Annotated in this window: 18 protein-coding genes; 11 read left to right on the plus strand and 7 right to left on the minus strand. The window is 57.2% G+C overall.

Annotation, left to right across the window (positions count from 1 at the left end):
- Positions 1 to 239: 239 nt before the first annotated feature.
- Together AC5S16_RS03035 and AC5S16_RS03040 are read left to right on the plus strand one after the other, a co-directional pair.
- Entirely contained in the window at positions 240 to 953 is a 714-nt protein-coding gene (locus AC5S16_RS03035) for an HAD family hydrolase (RefSeq protein WP_493928529.1), read from the plus strand.
- On the plus strand, positions 950 to 2,836 hold the full coding sequence (locus AC5S16_RS03040) for a secretin GspD/PilQ domain-containing protein (RefSeq protein ID WP_493928530.1): 1,887 nt from the start codon (positions 950 to 952) through the stop codon (positions 2,834 to 2,836). The genes AC5S16_RS03035 and AC5S16_RS03040 overlap by 4 nt, the downstream gene beginning before the upstream one ends.
- Before the next feature lie 9 nt (positions 2,837 to 2,845).
- On the opposite strand, the gene AC5S16_RS03045 is transcribed toward AC5S16_RS03040, so the two are convergent.
- Positions 2,846 to 4,414 (minus strand): carboxylesterase/lipase family protein, encoded by a 1,569-nt coding sequence (locus AC5S16_RS03045; protein WP_493928531.1) that lies wholly within the window; start codon positions 4,412 to 4,414, stop codon positions 2,846 to 2,848.
- Positions 4,415 to 4,502: 88 nt separating this feature from the next.
- Between AC5S16_RS03045 and AC5S16_RS03050 the strand changes: the two genes are divergently transcribed.
- Positions 4,503 to 5,576, plus strand: coding sequence for a radical SAM protein (locus AC5S16_RS03050; protein ID WP_493928532.1), 1,074 nt, complete (start codon positions 4,503 to 4,505; stop codon positions 5,574 to 5,576).
- A gap of 5 nt (positions 5,577 to 5,581) precedes the next feature.
- Here AC5S16_RS03050 and AC5S16_RS03055 read toward each other — a convergent pair whose 3' ends face one another.
- Positions 5,582 to 6,415, minus strand: a complete 834-nt coding sequence (locus AC5S16_RS03055; RefSeq protein WP_493928533.1) for a uracil-DNA glycosylase — start codon at positions 6,413 to 6,415, stop codon at positions 5,582 to 5,584.
- Positions 6,416 to 6,418: 3 nt separating this feature from the next.
- Positions 6,419 to 7,636 (minus strand): bifunctional phosphopantothenoylcysteine decarboxylase/phosphopantothenate--cysteine ligase CoaBC, encoded by a 1,218-nt coding sequence (gene coaBC / locus AC5S16_RS03060; RefSeq protein WP_493928534.1) that lies wholly within the window; start codon positions 7,634 to 7,636, stop codon positions 6,419 to 6,421.
- A gap of 207 nt (positions 7,637 to 7,843) precedes the next feature.
- On the opposite strand from coaBC, the gene AC5S16_RS03065 reads away from it, so the two are divergent.
- Together AC5S16_RS03065 and AC5S16_RS03070 are read left to right on the plus strand one after the other, a co-directional pair.
- A complete protein-coding gene (locus AC5S16_RS03065) occupies positions 7,844 to 9,109 on the plus strand; it encodes a hypothetical protein (protein ID WP_493928535.1) in 1,266 nt (421 codons plus the stop codon).
- A 98-nt stretch (positions 9,110 to 9,207) separates the two neighbouring features.
- Positions 9,208 to 9,666, plus strand: coding sequence for a metallophosphoesterase family protein (locus AC5S16_RS03070; RefSeq protein ID WP_493928536.1), 459 nt, complete (start codon positions 9,208 to 9,210; stop codon positions 9,664 to 9,666).
- A 139-nt stretch (positions 9,667 to 9,805) separates the two neighbouring features.
- Here the strand turns inward: AC5S16_RS03070 and nikB are convergent, their stop codons facing one another.
- Both nikB and AC5S16_RS03080 read right to left on the minus strand, forming a co-directional pair.
- Positions 9,806 to 10,729 (minus strand): nickel ABC transporter permease, encoded by a 924-nt coding sequence (nikB, locus tag AC5S16_RS03075; RefSeq protein ID WP_493928537.1) that lies wholly within the window; start codon positions 10,727 to 10,729, stop codon positions 9,806 to 9,808.
- Complete coding sequence (locus AC5S16_RS03080; protein ID WP_493928538.1) at positions 10,729 to 12,111, minus strand: hemolysin family protein; 1,383 nt, start codon at positions 12,109 to 12,111, stop codon at positions 10,729 to 10,731. Before AC5S16_RS03080 ends, nikB begins: the two co-directional genes overlap by 1 nt.
- A 208-nt stretch (positions 12,112 to 12,319) precedes the next feature.
- Here AC5S16_RS03080 and AC5S16_RS03085 point away from each other — a divergent pair, with 208 nt between their 5' ends.
- Together AC5S16_RS03085 and AC5S16_RS03090 are read left to right on the plus strand one after the other, a co-directional pair.
- Entirely contained in the window at positions 12,320 to 13,528 is a 1,209-nt protein-coding gene (locus tag AC5S16_RS03085) for an efflux RND transporter periplasmic adaptor subunit (RefSeq protein WP_493928539.1), read from the plus strand.
- A gap of 44 nt (positions 13,529 to 13,572) precedes the next feature.
- The gene (locus AC5S16_RS03090; protein WP_493928540.1) at positions 13,573 to 14,424 is read left to right on the plus strand and encodes a DUF4097 family beta strand repeat-containing protein; all 852 of its coding nucleotides are present in this window, start codon (positions 13,573 to 13,575) and stop codon (positions 14,422 to 14,424) included.
- Positions 14,425 to 14,482: 58 nt separating this feature from the next.
- Here the strand turns inward: AC5S16_RS03090 and AC5S16_RS03095 are convergent, their stop codons facing one another.
- Positions 14,483 to 14,953 carry a VOC family protein gene (locus AC5S16_RS03095; protein ID WP_493928541.1) on the minus strand — a complete coding sequence of 157 codons (471 nt, stop codon included), beginning with the start codon at positions 14,951 to 14,953 and terminating at the stop codon, positions 14,483 to 14,485.
- An 85-nt stretch (positions 14,954 to 15,038) separates the two neighbouring features.
- The gene (locus AC5S16_RS03100) at positions 15,039 to 17,108 is read right to left on the minus strand and encodes an alpha/beta hydrolase family protein (RefSeq protein WP_493928542.1); all 2,070 of its coding nucleotides are present in this window, start codon (positions 17,106 to 17,108) and stop codon (positions 15,039 to 15,041) included.
- A 58-nt stretch (positions 17,109 to 17,166) separates the two neighbouring features.
- On the opposite strand from AC5S16_RS03100, the gene AC5S16_RS03105 reads away from it, so the two are divergent.
- From AC5S16_RS03105 to AC5S16_RS03120, 4 genes are read left to right on the plus strand one after another with little or no spacing between them, the layout of a single operon-like run.
- Positions 17,167 to 18,585: an MATE family efflux transporter gene (locus AC5S16_RS03105; RefSeq protein ID WP_493928543.1), complete on the plus strand. Its 1,419-nt coding sequence runs from the start codon at positions 17,167 to 17,169 to the stop codon at positions 18,583 to 18,585.
- Between the two features lie 57 nt (positions 18,586 to 18,642).
- On the plus strand, positions 18,643 to 18,840 hold the full coding sequence (locus AC5S16_RS03110; protein WP_493928544.1) for a type II toxin-antitoxin system VapB family antitoxin: 198 nt from the start codon (positions 18,643 to 18,645) through the stop codon (positions 18,838 to 18,840).
- Positions 18,837 to 19,205: a type II toxin-antitoxin system VapC family toxin gene (locus AC5S16_RS03115; protein WP_493928545.1), complete on the plus strand. Its 369-nt coding sequence runs from the start codon at positions 18,837 to 18,839 to the stop codon at positions 19,203 to 19,205. The genes AC5S16_RS03110 and AC5S16_RS03115 overlap by 4 nt, the downstream gene beginning before the upstream one ends.
- A complete protein-coding gene (locus AC5S16_RS03120; protein ID WP_493928546.1) occupies positions 19,202 to 19,942 on the plus strand; it encodes an HAD-IA family hydrolase in 741 nt (246 codons plus the stop codon). The genes AC5S16_RS03115 and AC5S16_RS03120 overlap by 4 nt, the downstream gene beginning before the upstream one ends.
- Positions 19,943 to 20,058: the final 116 nt, after the last annotated feature.

Raw genomic sequence — 20,058 nt, forward strand, 5'->3', positions numbered from 1 at the left:
GGTCCCGCTGGTCGCTCTCTGTTTTGCTCCGGTCAGGGTTATTCTTCTGCGCTGTCATTTGAGCAATAAAAGCAGACCGTCATCCTGCGCAAAGCGCGTAGTAGAAGGACCTGCAGTTCCTGCATCGGTATCCAACTACACGTGTTTGAGCCCTGCGCGCTGAGCGCTGCCCCCTGTCCTGCATCGCTCCCGTGTTTTATCCTAGAAACAGGAAGTTTCCGAAAAAGGCACCCTGTCGATTGACCACCACCGCTGCCCGCATTCACATCCAGAACGGTTTCCGCTGGGACCAGCAGGACGCCTACCTCTTCGACATTGATGGCACGCTGCTCCGCAGCCGCGACCGCATCCACTACCAATCGTTCTTTGAGAGCGTGCGCACCGTTATGGGCCGCGAGCTCGTGCTCGACGGCGTGATACTGAGCGGGAACACCGACCCCGGCATTCTCTACGATGCCTTTCGTCTGGCCGAGCTTGATCCTGAACACTGGCAGCCGCATCTTGAAGCCGTCTTCGCGCATATGCGCGCCACTGTGGCTGCGCAGCGTGCTCAGATGGATCTGGTCAAGATGCCCGGCGTCGATGAAATCCTCGCCTACCTTGATGACAAAGGCGCAAAGCTTGGCGTGGGCACCGGTAATCTCGAAGCCATCGGCTGGCTCAAGCTTGAAGTGCTGGGCGTGCGCCATTGGTTCACCTTTGGCGGATTCAGCGACCGCTTCGCTGTTCGCTCTGACATGATCGCGCACGCTGCCAGCGAGGCCCGCGCCATTGCCGGAGCCAATGCCTCTGTCTGCGTCGTAGGCGACACGCCTTTCGATATTGCCGCTGCTAAAAAGAACGGCCTGCCCGTCATTGCTGTCGCCACCGGCCACTTTCCTTTTGACGATTTAATGAGCCATCACCCCGAGGTGTGCGTCAGTACTCTAGCAGACTTGCTGAACCAGTCATGATTCGCAGCAGCCAAATTCGATGGGCGCTCTCGGCCGCGCTGGCGCTCTCAGCCGCGACAGGATACGCGCAGTCACCCAACGCGCAGCCTGCTCCTCCGGCGGCAAAGCCCGTTTCGCCGCACGATCAGGCCGAGGCATCCAAGGCATTTCTTGAAGGCGCAAAGGACATCAAAAAAGAAGACCTGCGCAAAGCCGTCAAGAACTTTGAGCGTGCCACGAAGCTTGATCCCGGCAACCGCGACTACTCGACTTCGCTGCTGATTGCCAGGGAGCATCTGCTCACCAGGCTCGTGCAGGATGCGAGCAAAGCGCGTCTTCTCGGACATGATGACCAGGCGCGCACCATGCTGTCAGAGGCTTACACGCTCGATCCACAGAACCCCATCGTCAGCCAGCATATCGATGAGCTCGCGCGCGACCATGAGCCGCACAGTGCGATTCTGATGCCTGCGGTTGAAGAGGCCGGGCCTCCGATCGTGCTCGCTCCGAAGCCCGACAAGCAGAGCTTTCATTTGCACACTTCCGGACAGGAGGTGCTGCGGCAGGTGCTCAACTCCTTCGGCATTACGCCTACGTTCGATTCGTCGGTGCGCAGCCAGCCTGTCCGCTTCGATGCAGACGATGTCAACTTCGCCCAGGCATCCAGCATGCTCAAGCTTGCCACCGGTACTTTCTTCGTTCCGCTCGACCGGGCGCGCGTGCTCATCGCTGATGACACCCGTCAGAACCGCCTCAAGTTCGAGCGGCAGGTCATGGAGACCGTCTATCTTCCCGGCCTTACCAATGAAGAGATGACTGCGATGGGCAACGTGGCGCGCAATGTCTTTGAGATCCAGCAGGCCTCGCCACAGGTTGAGAACCACACGCTCACCATCCGCGGCCCGCAGGAGCGCGTCGACGCGCTCAACCACTCGCTGGTCGAGATGCTCGACGGACGCAGCCAGGTGATGCTCAATCTGCGCCTCTACCAGATCGACCAGAGCCGCATGGTGAACCTGGGCGCGCAGCTTCCGCAACAGACCACGCTCTTCAACGTCCCATCGGAAGTCAACCAGATCATCCAGCAGAACCAGAGCGCCGTCGAGCAGATCATCGCCTCAGGGCTTGCGAATCCGGGTGACACCATTGCCATCGTCGCTATCCTGATTGCCAGCGGCGCCGTCTCCGGGACGGTTTTCAACCAGCCCTTCGCACTCTTCGGCGGCGGCATTACTGAAAGCGGTATCGACCTCAACCAGAGCGCCACACTCAACATGAGCCTTAACTCATCGGAAACGCGCCTGCTCGACCAGGTGCAACTGCGCGTGCAGGACCAGGAAGAGGGTAAGTTCTTAGTGGGCGAGCGTTATCCTATTATTACTTCGACCTACTCGAATCTCGCAGGAAGCTCGCTGAACATTCCTGGTCTCTCCTCGGCTGGGCTTTCGAGCACCCTCCAGAACCTGGGCATCAGCGCTGCCGATCTCACGAGCAGCCAGAACACTACGATTCCGCAGGTGCAGTATCAGGACCTGGGCCTGACGCTTACCGCGACGCCGCACATCCAGCAGAATAAGGACGTGTCGCTCAAGCTCGATTTCAAGATCACCGCCCTCACCGGACAGAGCAACGACGGCAACCCCATCCTCAGCAACCAGGAGTACCAGGGCTTCGTGTCACTGAAGCAGGGAGAGAGCGCACTCGTCGTGAGCAACATGACGAAGCAGCAGAGCGCGAACATCAGCGGCATCCCCGGTCTGAGCGAGCTGCCGGGATTTCAATCGACGACCAACAAGAACACCGATGTCGATACGTCGAGGCTGGTAATCCTCATCACGCCATACATCATGCGGCTGAGCCACACCAAACCCACCGGCCAGATGGTGATGCTGCCTGTGCACTAGTTTCTACTTTTATTGCGCCGGCTTTCCCCACGCTTTCTCCAGGAACTCATACCGCGCGCGCAGCGTATCAGGGCGCGCCTCGGAATTCACTCCCAGATGCATCACCTGCCGCTCCCCCGATGTGTTGTAGGCAGGCCATTGCGGCAGGCCGGAGCCATTGGGATCACCGGTACGGGCAAAATTTGTCCAGTAGTTCTGTATGAGCTCTGACAATTGCCGGTCTTCCGGACGCACAGCCATTCCCTGCCGCGAATCGAGGTTGCCGAAGACATATTCAATGTCGTCGGAGTGAAAGGCCGTGCCCGGCGGATGGAACTTGTCTCCCGGCGATGTCAGCTCAAAGTGATAGCGGTAGACAGGGTGGCCGCCCGTAGCAGTATGAGCTTCAATCCATCTCCAGGTGGAGAAGGCAATGAAGCGGTCGCCGGCAACGTCTTTGGCAGCGCGCAGCGCTTCGTCGTCAGTAGTCGCTTTGTAAGCCGCGAGGAACTGATCGGCTTGCGCGCCAAAATCCTTCTGCGCCATCTGCTGATACTCGGCCATCGTCAGTGTCTTCTGCGGAATTCCTCCCTCATCGGCATTCCATCCGGCAAGCAGTGGAATATGTGCCTGCTTGCCAGCAGCATAGATCGAGGCAACGTCCTCAGGGAGGAAGTAGCCGTCAATATCAGGCCAGAAGCGCGCCGGAGGAGTGTGCCCCGGCCCGGGTGTGACGGCCTTCAGCAGGTCAGCCGCGCTCATCGCCCGGAGATCGCTGAGCTTCGATGTGCCGAATGCGGCCTGAAGCTTTTCAACATCCTGTTTCTCGCGCTGCTCGCGTAATGGGAATGGTTCGCGCTGGCTGAACGCTCCGCCGCTTTCGCCAATGGCTCGCTGGATGATGTCTTTCGATAGAGGCGAAGCCATCTGCGCGCTGACTGAAAACGATCCGGCAGATTCGCCGAAGATAGTGACGTTGTTCGGGTCTCCGCCAAAGGCCTTGATGTTGCGATGCACCCACTGGATCGCTGCTGCCTGGTCGAGCAGTCCATAGTTGCCGGATGCATGCTGCGGCGACTCGGCAGTCAATTCGGGATGAACGAGGAAGCCAAAGATGGTAAGGCGGTAATTCATCGAGACAACAATGACGTTCTTGTGGGCGAGATTCTCGCCGTCCTGGCGTGCTTCCGATGTGCCTCCGGCTGAGAAGCCCCCGCCAAAGATCCACACCATGACAGGAAGCTTTGCATTCTTGTCCTTTGCTAGAGTCCACACATTCAGCGTCAGGCAGTCTTCGCTTTCACCCGGATCGTGGAAGATCATGTCGTTATAGACAGCGGCCTGCATGCAGTGATTGCCAAAGGCAGTCGCTTGCCGAGTGTCATGCCACTTCTCCGCAGGCTGCGGAGCCTTCCAGCGCAGCGGCCCCACCGGCGGCGCAGCATAAGGAATGCCTTTGAAGATGCGCACCTGTCCATCTTTGCTCAGGTATCCCTGCACTTTGCCTTTGTCTGTCTTGACCTTGAGATCGTCAGCGAATGCAACCACGCTTGCCACCGCGATCCACGCAACCACTGCGCCCCGCAGAATTGCCTGCATTTGAAGAAAGCCTTTCTCTTGCTTGTAATTTGTTTACCGGGAAAAGGTATCACGATCGCATCAGACAAGGGGACGTTAGAATAAACAGGTGAGCACATCCACCAGCACACTCGAGGACATTCGCCTGAAGGTTCGCGACCGGGAGCGCATCTCGACCAAGGAAGCGCGCTGGCTCTCGCACAACGCAAGCGACGAGGAACTTCGCGGGCTCGCCTCTGAAGTGCGCAGCCGCTTCCATGCGCCTGCATCCTGCACCTACATGGTGATGCGCATCATCAACTACACCAATGTGTGCGTGGCCCAGTGCGACTATTGCGCCTTCTATCGCCTGCCCGGCGACAAAGAAGGCTATGTGCTGACACAGGAGCAGGTATTCACAAAACTCGATGAGTTGCTCACATTGGGCGGCGATCTTGCGGCCTTCAATGGAGGCTTCAATCCACACCTGCCGCTTGACTACTACTGCGATCTGTTTGCGGCGATTCGTAACCGCTACGGCGACAAACTAGAGTTCTATGCGCTTACCATTGCGGAGTTCATGTATCTCGCCGACCATGCCAAGCTCGACTATGCAGCGGCTGCACAGAGGTTCAAAGATGCAGGCGTGCGCTGGATCACCGGCGGCGGCTCGGAGATTCTTACCGAAGACTTCCGCAGCCGTCACAGCAAGTTCAAATACACGGTCGCTGAATACTTTGAAGCACAACGCGCCATTGTCGATGCCAGCCTGAACACCACGGCCACGATGGTCATTGGCTTCGATGAATCCATTGATGAAAGGCTGGAGCATCTTGAACGCACGCGCCGCTTCCAGGATGAAACGAATGGCCTCAAGAGCTTTCTCTGCTGGACTTACAAGCCTTACTTCACGCAGCTCGGCGGAATTGAAGTGACCACGGCAGAATATCTGCGCCATCTTGCTCTGAGCCGCATTTATCTCGACAATGTGCCGCGCATCCGGACTTCCGTGCTGACGCAGAACGAGCGCGCGCTCGAAGGCCTGCTCTGCGGCGCAGATGATTTTGACCTGCCCATTGAAGATGAAGTCACACAGAAGGCGGGCGCAACGATCAGCCTCAATTTCGACCGGATTCTCGATGTTGCCAAACAGCTTGGGTTTGAGCCTTCTTACCGGAAGGTTGCGATACCGTCCGCCATTTAGTATCCCTACTCGCCGGGAGAGCGCTTCGGAACCGCCAGACCCAGCTCCTTCATGGCAATCTGCAGATCTTTCCACGCCTCTTTTTTCTGTCGCGGATCGCGCAGCAGAAATGCCGGATGGTAGGTGACGATCAGCCGCGAACCGCGCGCCTCGTGCAGTCGCCCCCGCAGCGAGCTGAGAGAGGCCTTGTTGCCCAGCAGATACGTCGCCGCCGTCGAACCAAGAGCCACAATCACATCCGGCCGAATTACCTCAATCTGCCGAAAGAGAAACTGCGAACAGGTGTTTGCCTCTACCGGCTCCGGAGTGCGGTTCTGCGGCGGCCTGCACTTGACGATGTTGGCGATGTACACCTGTTCGCGCTTCAGGCCCATCGCCGTAATCATGTTGTTGAGCAGCTGCCCTGCGCGCCCCACAAACGGACGCCCCTGCATATCTTCATCCGCGCCCGGGCCTTCACCGACAAACAGCAGCCGTGTATTGGGATCGCCTTCTCCAAAGACGATCGTATGCCGTCCGGCAAAGGCCAGCGGACAGCGCTTGCAGTCACCAATGTCTTCGCGAATGACTTGCAGCGACTCTTCGCGCTTCTCTGGAGGGATAACCTCGGATGGGGTTACAAAAAGATCGCTGGCAGAAGGTTTGGGGGATGATTTTCTTGGCATGGGATCATCAGGAACTGCAACTTCAACTGCCGGCACGATGGACTCAGCAGCGACTTCGGCTCCAGCCTCAATCACCGCATCCCCGTACCGATAGAAATCAAAGACACCAAGATCGCGATAATAGCGCACACGAGCTACAACAGCCTGCTGCTGTTCTGGAGTAAGACGTGGCATCGGTTACCGCTCGGCCACAACCGTCTGCGGACGCCGCAGTGTCAACACTTCTTCCAGAATGCGGTCGGCCAGCTCGCGCTTGCTCATCTCCGGAAAATCGATGGCAGTCTGCCGCGTGAGGAACGTAACAGCATTGCGGTCCGAGTCAAAGCCAATGCCCGAGCGCGAAACATCGTTCAGCACAATTGCATCCGCACCCTTGCGCAACAGTTTGTCGCGGCCATGCGCCACAGCGTTCTCAGTCTCCGCTGCGAACCCAATTACAAGCAGGCCATCGTGGCGGCGCTGGACTACCTCTGCGAGAATGTCCTCGGTTGGCTGCAATTCAATTGTTAGCGGGCCTGTACGTTTCAGCTTCTGCTCGGCCTGGATCACCGGCCGGTAATCGGCAACAGCCGCGGCTTTGATGACAATGGTTGCCTCATCGAGCCGTGCAAGAACCGCAGCGCGCATCTCTTCGGTAGTCGTAACCGGAACAACCTCGCAGTTCAATGGAGGACGAAGCGCTGTCGGCGCAGATACCAGGATGACCTTTGCGCCGCGCCTGGCTCCAGCATCGGCCAACGCATAACCCATCTTGCCGCTCGAGCGGTTGCCCAAGAAACGCACAGGATCAAGCGCTTCGCGCGTGCCTCCGGCAGTGATAAGCACAGTCTCTCCGGCCAGATCATTCCGGTGATTCAAAACATCGAGCACCGCCTGCACGATGGCTTCATTCTCTGCCAGACGGCCGCTGCCGATCATGCCGCATGCCAGGTAACCGCTGTCCGGCTGCACGATGCGCACGCCGCGCTCTTCGAGCACAGCAAGGTTCGCCTGCGTCGCCGGATGGTTCCACATATTCACGTTCATTGCCGGAGCGACAATCACCGGAGCCGTGGTTGCCAGATACATCGTAGTCAGGAAATCGTCGGCAATGCCCTGCGCGAACTTTGCCAGGATATTCGCCGTTGCCGGCGCAACCACCAGAGCATCGGTCGTCGTAGCCGCATCGATATGCTCAATAGCCGAATCGAGGTTGCTCTCGTCGGAATCCCCTGCCCAGAGGCTGGTAATCACCTTATGTCCGGTGAGAGAAGCAAACGTCAGCGGCTGGATAAACTGCTGCGCAGCCTCTGTCATCACCACGTGAACGTCCAATGCCTGCCGCTGCAACGCGCGCACAAGCTCCGCGGACTTGTAAGCCGCAACGCCACCCGAGACTCCGACCGTGACCTTCATACAAAAAGATTTTACGCTGGATTCACAATCGGCGCGCCGTCAGAAATAGCCCTGCAGATTGAGGAAAACCGGTACGATCAATGCGGCTTTACGCTGGCTATCTTTTTCGGCTCCGATCACCGGCCAATCCAACAGCAACTAGCGAGAGCACAAATTTTAAAGTCTCATACATCGCACCTGCCACAGGACCCGCATCCTATTTGTTCTATGTGGGATCAGGCATCCTTCCTCACTACTGCTCTTTTTCTTGTTATGCTTGCCGGGTGCTCGGATCATGCCACCACCACATCCACGCAACAGCCATCCGGTACTTTCACTGTTTCACTCGGCGTAGAAACGCCGCTGCTGACTACAGCGCAACGTACGGCTTTCGGCTTCGCTGATGGGCCGCCCGACGGCATCGTTGGCGCTCTACCCACATCGGGTGGGAATTATATGTTCTTCATGCCGGCCAACAGCGCGAAATCGTGCCAGGGAAGCCCGTCCACGCAAGGCACCTACCGGTTCGGCGGAACACTGACCAACATCACCGCCCCTTATGGCTGCACTGTATCCCTTTCAGTTCACGCACCCGAACCGAACGGCTACACATTCGATGCCGACTACGCCGGCGGCGGGCCGGTTCTGAATATCACCAGCGGCTCAAAAACAGCCATCCTGCATGTCTATCACGGCGAATATCATGCAGGTACGTGCAAAAACAATCACACCTGCTTTTACTCGTCGCTGGGCATGGCCATTTCAACTGACAATGGCGCAACGTTCTCCAAGCTTGGAGAGATATTGCAGCCCTACGTCACACGCGACTACGTCCTCGACCAGCCCACGGATCTTGACGTCGGTATGGGGACACTGTTGCTTGCAGATGGGAACGGCAACTTCGTAGCCAATGCGGGCTCCGCCGATCCTTCGACGCTGTATCTCTATGTTTTCTTCGCCGACCTCGACACATCGCTGCCAGCGCCCTGCGACAAAACAACCTGCATGGGTATAGCGCGCGCCAAATTCTCTGACGTCATCACGGCTGCCTTCGCCAACAATACTGCAGCGTTCCCCACGCTGTTCAAGAAGTACTACAACGGCGCGTTCACCGAGCCCGGAACCAGTGGAGATCCCAACGCAGCGCAAAACAGCGGGCACTTCACTCCTGTAGTTGCGTCTGGAGGCAGCTTTCCTTCAGTCATCTACGATACGGCCACCAGACAGTGGGTGCTGGTCTTTGAACAGAGCAATGACTCCATTCACATGCGTCATGGGCCTTCTCTGACCAGCTTGTCTGCCACCGATGATGCCGCAGGGTCTTTCACAAACGCGCCGAATGGCGAGATTTATCCCACGCTCCTTGGTGAGTCGACTAACCCAACCGTCTCGAACGGGAACCCGTATCTGGTCTACGTCAAAGATTCAGTTCCCTGGCCAAGCTGGCCTGACGCAACGCTGATGGAACGTACCGCCCACTTTTCATTGCAATGAAGCGATGACATCTCCACCATCAAATAAATAATTCGATTGGACCTGGTTCGAAATCTCCGGCCCGACCACGAAATTCCTGAGCTAAGGTAACGCTTGACATGAAAATAGGAGTCATCTCCGACACGCACGGCCTGCTGCGCCCCGAGGCCGTCACTGCCCTGCGCGGTGTCGAACACATTCTCCACGCAGGAGATGTGGGCGATGCCACAATCCTCGACCAGCTCGCACAGATCGCCCCGGTAACCGCGATCCGCGGCAACATTGATCGCAGCGGCCCCTGCGCGAAGCTGCCTACAACCGAGCTGGAAGAACTCGCCGGAGCAAGCATCTACATGCTTCACGATGTTCATGAACTTGATCTCGACCCAATTGTCACAGGAATACAGGTGGTTATCAGCGGCCATTCGCATAAGCCGCTGATCGAGTGGAAGAAAGGCGTGCTCTACTTCAATCCCGGAAGCGCCGGCCCGAAACGGTTTTCCCTGCCTGTATCGCTCGGCTTTCTAGAGATCAATAGCGGCAAAATCACCCCATCGTTAAAGCAGCTTGAAAAATAAATAATGTTGTCATCCTGAGCGCAGCGAAGGATCTGCTTTTTGATTGCACCAGCGAAAATCTTTGCAGAAGGAAGAGAAAAAGCAGATCCTTCCCCATTCACTGCGTTCAGGGTCAGGATGACAGCCATGTGGTTAAGGCTTAATCTCGAATCCGTGGGTTTACCACCATGTACAGCAAATCCGTCGCCAGATTTACCAGAACATAGGTCAGTCCAACTGCGAGAATGCAGCCCTGCACCAGCGCGTAGTCGCGATTTGAAATTGCTGATACGGTAAGCCGCCCGATCCCCGGCCAGCTGAAGATTGTCTCTGTCACAATGGCTCCAGCCAACAGTGCGCCGAATTGCAGTCCAACCAACGTCAACACCGGAATCATCGCATTGCGCAAAGCGTGCTTATAGACCACGCTGCGCTCAGGCAGGCCTTTGGCCCGCGCTGTGCGAATGTAGTCCTGCCCCAGTTCTTCGAGCATCGAAGTGCGCACCATGCGGGTAAGGATCGCGGCCAGCGCGCTGCCCATGGTAATCGCAGGAAGAACAAGATGATCCCATCCGCCCGCACCGCTTACCGGCAGCCAGCCTAGTTTGATCGAAACCAGCAGAATCAGGATCGGGCCCAGGGCAAACCCGGGAAAGGAAAGACCCAGCAGGCTGACTACACCCACTGCATTGTCCTGCCACTGCCCGCGCCTCCGCGCTGCGGCAATGCCGGCAGGAATCGAAAGCAGAAGCGCAATGACCAGCGCGGCGGCTGTCAGCTCGAGCGTGTAAGGATAGCGCGTGAGCACAAGATGCGTGACCGTATCATTCAGCCGCACCGAGCGGCCAAAATCGCCATGCATAACGCCGCGCCAATAGCGGACATATTGCTCCCGGACCGGTATATCGAGCCCGTAAGTATGGCGAAGAGCCGCGATGTCCTGTGCGCGCGCTCCTTCGCCCAGCATCTGCTCAACAGGGTCGCCGGGAACAATATGAATCAGCAGAAAAACAAGCGTCACCACCATCCAGACGACAGGGATGGTATAGCCAAGACGAAAGAGCAGGGCCCGGAGAATCCGCATCAGGAATGCGCCTCCTGATGCAGCTGCGTCTCTTTGTTTGGCTCGGGGGGCATATTCTCTACCAGCACTTTGCTGATGCGGTTGCCGCTCATCTCTGCAACTGTAAGCCGGCGACCTTCGAACTCCACCGTCTCGCCGCCCTTGGGAATCCTGCCCAGACGCGTGAGCATAAAGCCGGCAAGAGTCTCGACACCGCCATCACGCGGAAGGCTCCAGTTCATCTGTGTCTCCAGATCGCGCAGGTTTACGCCGCCATCGAACACCACTGCGCCGCTCGCTGATGTCAGCGTCGTCCGCGCCACCACATCGAATTCATCTTCGACTTCGCCCACCAGCTGTTCAATCGCATCCTCTACTGTAACCAGACCGACCGTCGAGCCAAATTCATCCACAACAATGGCAAGGTGCCGGCGTCTCTTCTGGAAATCCTGCAGGAGATCGAGCACCGGCTTGGTCTCCGGAACCACCAGCACCTCGCGCATCACCTGGCGCAGCCGCAGCTCCGTAAACGGTGCATCCGCAAAACGGGTGCGCGCCATCGCACGGAAATGCATGAGCCGCGATATGTCTTTGGAATAAAGCACGCCGACAATATAGTCGTGGCCTCGCGCCGGATCATAAACGGGCACGCGCGAATGCAGCTCTTCTATGATGCGCGCGCTCGCATCCTCCACCAGCATGTCGGCAGGCAATGAGAAGATGCGCTGGCGCGGCGTCATGATTTCCCGCACAGGGATATCATTCGCTTCCACAGCCCGGTGAATGAGCGCTTCCTGATATTCCGGCAGAACGCCCACACGCCGCGCCGCCGTCGCAATTAGCTTCAGCTCTTCCGGCGAATGCACCGCCGACTCACTGGCCATAGGGGCATGGAAGAGCTTGAGGATCACCGACGCCGACCGGTTCAGCAACCGGACCGCCGGCCGGGTGAGACGGATAAAGGCATCCATGGGCCCGGCAACCCCAAGCGCCATCTGGTCCACTCTGCGGAGCGCCAGCGACTTCGGCACCAGCTCCCCCAGCAGCACATCAAAATAGGTGATCAGTGCAAAGGCCACCGGGGCGGCAATCAGATGCGCATAGACGGCTGCATGCGGTACATGAGCAAGCCACTCCTCGAACGCAGCGGCAACCACAGGTTCGCCTACCCAACCAAGGGCCAGGCTGCAAAGCGTCACTCCAAACTGAACTGCCGGAAGGAAATCATCGAGGTTCTGCTGCAGACGGCGTACGATACGGGCGCCGGGACGGCGCTGCGCGATGAGGTGTTCCACCCGGGTTTCGCGTATGCTCACGATCGCGAATTCCGCCGCCACGAAAAATCCGTTGACGAGAATCAGCAGCGCGATCGAAACAAACCGGAAAAGCAGCAAGCCAGACATTTTTCTCTGAGTCTATCAATGGAACTGGGAAGTAGGGAGATAGGGATCCAGGGAAATAGGAAGCCGAGATTGCAAAATAGAGCCTATTTCCCTATTCCCTACCCCCTTTTCTGTCAGCCTTATGGAACCAACGCCTCGCCGCCTGCGTATACCACTTCGGCCAATACCTATTCGGTTAAGGCCAGTCTAAGAAGCGGGAGCCAATCCAGTGACGACGCAGCGTAAACGGAAGAAAAGATGGTGGCTTTGGGCCGGCATCCCGGCTCTGGTTCTGATTGCTCTGGTTGCTGCTGTCGCTGTGGCGCGAGGCAGCGGCACAAAACTTGAGCCCAGCAGGCTCGCCAAGGCCTCCCGCAGCGATATTGCAAAAAGTGTCGTAGCAACCGGAAAAATCCAGCCCATCACTAAAGTCGAGCTCAAGTCAAAAGCCAGCGGCATCGTCGAAAAACTTTTTGTAGATATTAATCAGCACGTCCATAAAGGACAGGTGCTGGCCCAGCTCGATCAACAGGAGATCCTCGCCCAGGTTGCCGCGCAGAAAGCCCAGCTCGGCGCCTCGCAGGCCAACGTCGTCACCTACAAGGCCAATATTGATCAGGACAAAGTCAACGCCGCCGCACCTGATCTGCCGATGTACAAATCTACCTACGACCGTAACGCTGCCATGTCGAAAGACGGCATTGTCTCCCAGCAGGCGCTTGATGACGCGCAGCGTAACTACGTAGCGGCAGCAAACAAGCGCGACTCCTCCGTGGCGCAGATCAGCGTCGACCAGGCCAAGCTGAAACAGGCTGAAGCGCAGGTGCAGCAGGCCCAGGCCGGCCTCGATCAGTTGAATGAGCAGTACAGCTATACCACTCTGGTCGCTCCCATGGATGGCGTCGTTCTCTCGCGCGACGTGGAGATCGGCGATGCCGTCAGCTCCATCCTTGTCCTGGGATCGACCGCGACCCTGGTCATGACGCTGGGCGATACCACGCAGGTCTACGTGCAGGGCAAGGTGGATGAAGCCGACATCGGCAACGTCTATCTTGGACAGCCCGCGCGCATCCGCGTCGAGTCTTTTCCTAGCAAATCCTTCAACGGAAAAGTCACAAAGATTGCACCGCTCGGCGTCGAGAAAGACAACGTCACCACATTTGAAGTCCGCGTCTCCATCGACAATCCCACCGGCGAGCTCAAAGCCAACATGACGGCCAACGCCGAGGTCCTGATCTCCGAGCACAAGAACGCATTGACCGTCCCCGAGCAGGCCATCGCATACGACAACCAGAAGAACGCCTTCGCCTATGTCCCCGATTCGAAACAGAAAGATGGCCAGCGAAAGGTTCCAGTCAAAGTCGGCATCTCCAACGGCAGCAAGACTGAAGTTCTGGACGGATTAAAAGAAGGAGACACCGTCGTTTTGCAGCAGTAAAGTAGAGTTGCATTCAAAACAGGGGCCCTGAAAGAGGAAATACCATGCATATATACAAGGCAATTGCAGCTGCTTCCCTCCTGCTTGCTCCCACTGTTCTGCTGGCAGCGGAAGGCACGTTCGACAAGACTCTTCATGTAAGCGGCCCCGTAACGCTGAGCGTAAACACGGGCTCCGGATACATACATGTCACTCCCGGCTCCGATTCGAGCGTCCACATCATCGGCCATGTGCATGCAGCCAAGTGGAACAGCTGGATCGACAGCGGATCACCCGAACAGCGCGTCCAGGCCATCGTTGCCAGCCCTCCGATTGAGCAGGCAGGAAACATCATCACTGTCGGCAAGCACACGAATTATCGCGACGTCTCTATCGACTATGAAGTGACTACACCGAAAGGCACAGACCTGGCTGCGAATACCGGATCAGGCGATATCCATGTCGCCGACTTGAGCGGCCCGGCAAAACTCAGCACCGGCTCCGGCTCGATTGATGCTTCCGGACTGGGCAGCCGCGTATCCCTCGAAACAGGCTCCGGTGACATTCGCGCCGAAATGCTTTCGGCGAGCAGCGTCAAAGCGGAGACAGGCAGTGGCAGCATCCGGCTGAGGAATGTCCAGGGCGAACTCAATGCGCAAACCGGATCAGGCGATATGGAAGTTCAGGGCCAACCAACCGCGGGTTGGAAGCTTGGAACGGGATCGGGCTCCATTACCATGAATACCGGCAATGCCCGCTTCTCACTTGACGCGCAGACCGGCTCCGGCAGCGTGCATAGCGATCCGCCAATTTCTACTCACGGCAGTTTCGAGAAGCACCACATCACTGGAGACATCAACGGCGGCGGCCCAACCGTTCGCGTAGAAACCGGATCGGGCGATATCCGTATTCGCTGATCCGCAAAAATAAAAGCCCAGCGATGGCCTTATGACGCATCGCTGGGCTTTCGTTTGTTTAAGCGTGCTGCGGTTGCTTGAATGCTTCTTTCGCAGCCTCTTCGAGCTCGGCTTCACTAAGTTTCTTGACGGCTTGCCCGACCGACCATTTATGTCCAAATGGATCCACGACCTGGCCGTAGACATCTCCCCAGAACTGTTCCATCAGAGGCATGACGATCGTGGCTCCAGCCGCTACCGCTGCATCCCACACCTTCTGAGCATCATCGACCTGCAGATGAAGCGTTACCGGAGTGCCGCCCAATGCTTCCGGCGCATTGCTCTTTCCTCCGTTGTATTCCGGAAATTCATCGTTGAGCATGATTGAGGTATTCAATAACTCCAAGCGGGCGTGCATCACACGCTTGCCGTCTGGCGCAAGATGCCGCGCCACTTCAGAGGCGCCAAATGCTTTCTTATAAAAGTCGATGGCGGCAGGAGCATCGCTGACCGTCAAATGTGGAAATAAACCTTCACGCGCTGGTTCCATACTTCTTCCCTCCTAAGCAGCGAAGTATACGCGCTGCAAATGACGCTTCGCGATGTTTGCTCGCCTGTTTTTATGGAATTTTCAGCTACTGGCCGAACGCCTTCTCAAAAAACTTAACGATCCGCTGGCGTGCGTCGAATCCGTGCCAAGGTTCCGTGCTTGGGTTGCCGAAAATCCCCGTAGCCAGCGGCCCATGGTCCTCACGCGGATAGCGCACCAGATCGACAGGCACATTCATCTGCCGCAAGGCGCGGTACATCTCTAAACTTTGGCCGAGCGGGTCCGTAACATCGCTGTCGCCCTGCAAGAGCAGGAATGGCGTCTTCGCATGGCTTACGCCTGCAAGCGGACTCTGCCGCCAGGCATCGCCGTCATGCTCCCACGGCTTGCCATAGAACCAGCGGTCGTACCAGGAACCATTTTCCGTCCCGTACTCGCTGTATTGATCGATCACCGGAGCACCGCTCACGATGGCCTTAAAGCGGTCCGTCTTCCCTTCTACAAAGCCGGCCATTTCACCGCCGTAACTGTATCCCATCAAGGCCAGCTTGCCGGGATCGACCGGATCATGCGCGATGACCGCATCGACGCCGGCCATAATATCGCGATAATCTGCTCCGCCCAGATCGTTCTTATTCGCGGCTGCGAATGCTGGGCCGTAGCCGGTGCTGCCGCGCGGATTCGGGCGCAACACCGCCCAACCATGCCCAAGCAGAAAATAAACCAGCGGAGCATAGCTGTCATTCCATGCGCCCGTAGGACCGCCATGCACATCCACTATGAGCGGCACCTTGCCGTTCTTTGCCTGCGGCGGAAGATAGAGCAGGCCCTCAATCGTGCGCCCTTCGTTCTGCCACTGAACAACCTGCGAGGGTGACTCGTTCCACTTTGCCGGCATAGTGGACGGCGCATTGAGCGTCTTCACTGCATGACCGAGCTTTTCCGCGAAGAACAATGTCTGCGGAGTCGTACTGCTCGTGCCAATCCATACCCACCCGCTGTGACGAGCATTCGTATTCAGATTTGTAACTACATGAGTATCAAATTTTAGGGCTTCCAGCTTATCACCTCCGAAACGACCCACTGACACCTGCGTGCCATTCTGAACGGATTGCAGAACCTTGCCATCCACCGCGATCGGAGCATCGTGGCCGACGGTTCCTGGATAATCACGGCTCAGATTCTTCACTGAGCCATCGGCAAGCATAAGGACATAGAGATCGTGATAGCCCGGAGGCGGATCCTGCTCAGCCTGCGCCAGAAAGTAGATGCTCTTTCCATCCTCTGACCATGAGGCCTGCGCGATAGTCGGAAGCACCTGCTTCACGGCCTCAGGATGAGCGGGATCAGACGGCTTGAGCACCCACGCACTGTTCGCGGGGCCAAGGTCGGAAGCATTGTTCGTTGGCTCCGCAATCGCCAGCAGTTTCTCGCTGTTGCGGCTCCAGACTGCTGATTGCACATTCGGCGCAACCGCCGTTCGCATCAGCTTGTTTGTGCTCGTATCCAGAAGATACAGCCGGGCACTGTGCTCATCGTGATCGACCCACTTCGCATCTGCTTTCTCTGTCTCCTGTTTTTTCTCGCCCGGAGTTTGCGGATCATGGGCGATGATTGCGATCCACTTACCGTCCGGTGAAACTGAAAAGCGCTCTACATCAATTTCAACTGGTTCCTGCTTCTGTGTTGTTTTCGTTGTGCTCGGAGGAACCGCATCTGCCGCCTTCGAGTCATCGACTGTCGGCTCAATCTTCAATTCATACGGATGCGCTTCGCCACCCTCCATCGGCAGCGAAAAAAGCTGGGTGTGCTCTCCGCGTTTGGCTAGAAAAAGAACCGCGCTCCCATCCGGCATCCATACGCCGCTGCGCTCGCCGCGTTTGTCCGACGCAGGTGAATACGTAATCTGGCGCGCTGTGTTCTCCTTGATATCGACCAGCCACAGATGCGTGCGTCCTCCATCTGCAGTGGAATCGGAAACCTGAAGCAGAACGCTGCTTCCATCAGGCGAAAGCTGAGGCTGGCTCAAAGTGCGCGTATGGCGCAGATCTTCATTCGAGGGAAAATTTGTCTGCTGCGCCCCGAGTGCTATGGATGAGATCGCCGCTACTGTGAAGACTGCAAAAATTCGGCGGCTTTCGATTGTCTTTCGCATGCCACTGAGCATATCGTGAATTGCACCTGTCCCCATCACGGCTTTTAGTCACAGTTTTATGAGCACGTCTTCTCAACCCGCGAACACGGCGCAGCCATCTTTATGGACATCGGTGCGCGAAGCCCTGCGCGGCTCGCACCAGGACTACACCACCGGCAACCTGAACCGCGCGATTCTGCTGCTCGCCATCCCCATGGTGCTCGAGATGGTGCTGGAATCGCTCTTCGCTGTAGTGGACACCTTCTGGGTTGGACGCCTGGGCGCGAATGCCGTCGCCACCGTCGGGCTGACCGAATCGTTATTGTCGCTCGTCTTTGCCGTCGGCATCGGTCTCGCCATGTCAACCACTGCGATGGTGGCGCGACGCATTGGAGAAAAAGATCCCGAAGACGCAGCCATCGCCGGCGTCCAGGCCATTTTCCTGGGATTACTGGTCTCTCTCGCCATCGGAATTCCCTGCTACATCTTTGCGCCGCGCCTTCTGGCACTGATGGGCGCTACCCCCGAAATCATCGCCATTGGATCAGGCTATGCGCGCATCGCGCTCGGTGGCTGCGGCGCCATCGTCATGCTTTTTCTGAACAACGCCATCTTTCGCGGTGCCGGCGATGCCGCTATCGCCATGCGGTTGCTCTGGGTATCGAACATCATCAACCTGATCCTCGATCCCTGCCTCATCTTCGGCCTCGGACCATTTCCAAAACTCGGAGTCACCGGCGCAGCCCTGGCCACATTCACCGGGCGCAGCATCGGAGTGCTCTACCAGTTCTATCGCCTGCTCAAAGGCACCGAGCGCATCCGCGTTCTGGCGCGGCACATTCGCATCCATTTCGACGTTCTATGGAAGCTGGTGCGAGTTTCGATTACCGGCATCCTGCAGTTCGCAATCTCTCAGACCAGTTGGATCGCCCTGGTGCGCATCATTTCTTTCTTCGGAGCGAGCGCTCTTGCCGGATACACAGTCGCTATCCGCATCCTCATCTTCATCATTCTGCCGTCGTGGGGATTGAGTAACGCCGCGGCCACGCTTGTCGGCCAGAACCTGGGCGCGAAGCATCCTGACCGCGCGGAAAAATCCGTCTGGCGCACGGGGCTATATAACATGCTCTTCCTTGGGAGCATCGGCGTTGTTCTTATCATTTTTGCGACTCCCATAGTGAGCCTCTTTGTCAGCGATCCCGCCGTCGTGCTCATTGCCGCATCTGCGCTGCGTATCCTCAGCTGCGGCAATATCGCTTACGCCTATGGCATGGTGATGCTGCAGGCCTTCAACGGCGCGGGCGACACTGTGACTCCGATGGTGGTGAACTTCTTCGGCTTCTGGATGCTTCAGATTCCCATGGCGTGGTGGCTGGCCCTGCACACCAGAATTCATGCACAGGGAGTTTTTCTGGCAATTGTCTTCTCCGAGGCCGCGATTGCCCTGGCCGGCATGTTGATTTTCCGCCGTGGGCGCTGGAAGGGACAGCAGATCTAAAAATTGGCCACGATTTTTAGCATCAAATGATGCTAAAATTGATGCAGGAGTTCTGTCATGCGAACCACAGTTGCGCTGGACGATGAGCTGATTGCAAAAGCACAGGAATACACCGGTCTGACAGAAAAAAGCGCGCTGTTGCGTGAGGCGCTCAAGGCATTGCTGGAACGGGAGGCTGCGCGAAGGCTGGCAGAACTGGGCGGCAAAGCTCCAGGCATGGCTTACATCCCGCGCCGGAGAGCGAAGCCGGAATGATTCTGGCGGATACGTCCATTTGGGTAGATCATTTCCGGAAAAGTGACGCCGAGTTATCGCGGCAGCTCCGGCAGAACAACATAGCAATGCATCCGTTCGTGATCTCAGAGCTGTCTCTTGGCAGTTTGCCTGACAGGCGAAATACCCTCACCGCACTGGAACTACTTCCCGAGGTCAAAGTTGCCCGCATGGACGAAGTCCGCAGCATGATTGAAAGCCGTTCCCTTTTCCAGTGTGGCATTGGCTTTGTGGATGCGCATCTGATCGCAGCCACCTTTCTGACACCGAAAACCATTCTCTGGTCGCGCGACAAGCGGTTGCGCGCGGTTGCGGAAAGACTGGGTATTTCCACGAATCTCCCATGATTAAGATCATTCACAAACTGGCGCCATCTCCTGAGCACCTCGCCATTACACTAAAAACCATGGGGATCCCTGCTGATAAGATTCGCCTCATCGTTTTTGACCTCGACGGAACACTGATCGATTCCCGCAAAGACCTCGCTAATTCCATCAACTACATGCTGACGGACTTTCATCGCGAGCCGCTGCCGGAGGAGATCATCGCCGAGTACATCGGCGATGGCGCAGGCATGCTCGTCAGGCGTGCGCTCGGCGATCCGGACGACGAAACTTTGGTCGAAAGCGCGCTCACATCCTTCCTGAACTACTATCGCGAGCACAAACTGGATTACACCTACGTCTACGACGGCGTATTCGAAGCGCTCGAGGCGCTGAAGCCAAACCGGACGCTCGCCGTGCTCACGAACAAGCCCATCATTCCAGCGCAAGCAATTTGCGATGCGCTCGGCCTGAGCCCATACTTTTCCCGCATTTATGGAGGCAACAGCTTCCCCACCAAAAAGCCTGATCCTGAAGGCCTGGCCGCGCTGATCCGCGAGGCCGGAGTATCGCCCAGCGAGACGGCCATGGTCGGCGACTCAAACGTGGACATCCTGACGGCCAGGCGCGCAAAAACCTGGGCTGTCGGCTGCCGTTACGGCCTTTCCTCTCATACGGTGGAATCCATACCATCGGATTGTCTGGTGGATGCCCCAATAGACTGGATTTCTGCTTTTGATGCTGCGAAAATAAAAACATAAAGCTGTTGGCCGGGTAACCTTGCCCAGCGTTGATCGACTTTTTCAGGCTTCTGCCTGGTACGACTACATCAATTGCAAGTCCTAACCTTTTTGAATATTTGATTCAAGGAGACTCC

It is taken from the genome of Acidobacterium sp. FHG110202_01 (assembly GCF_059115305.1).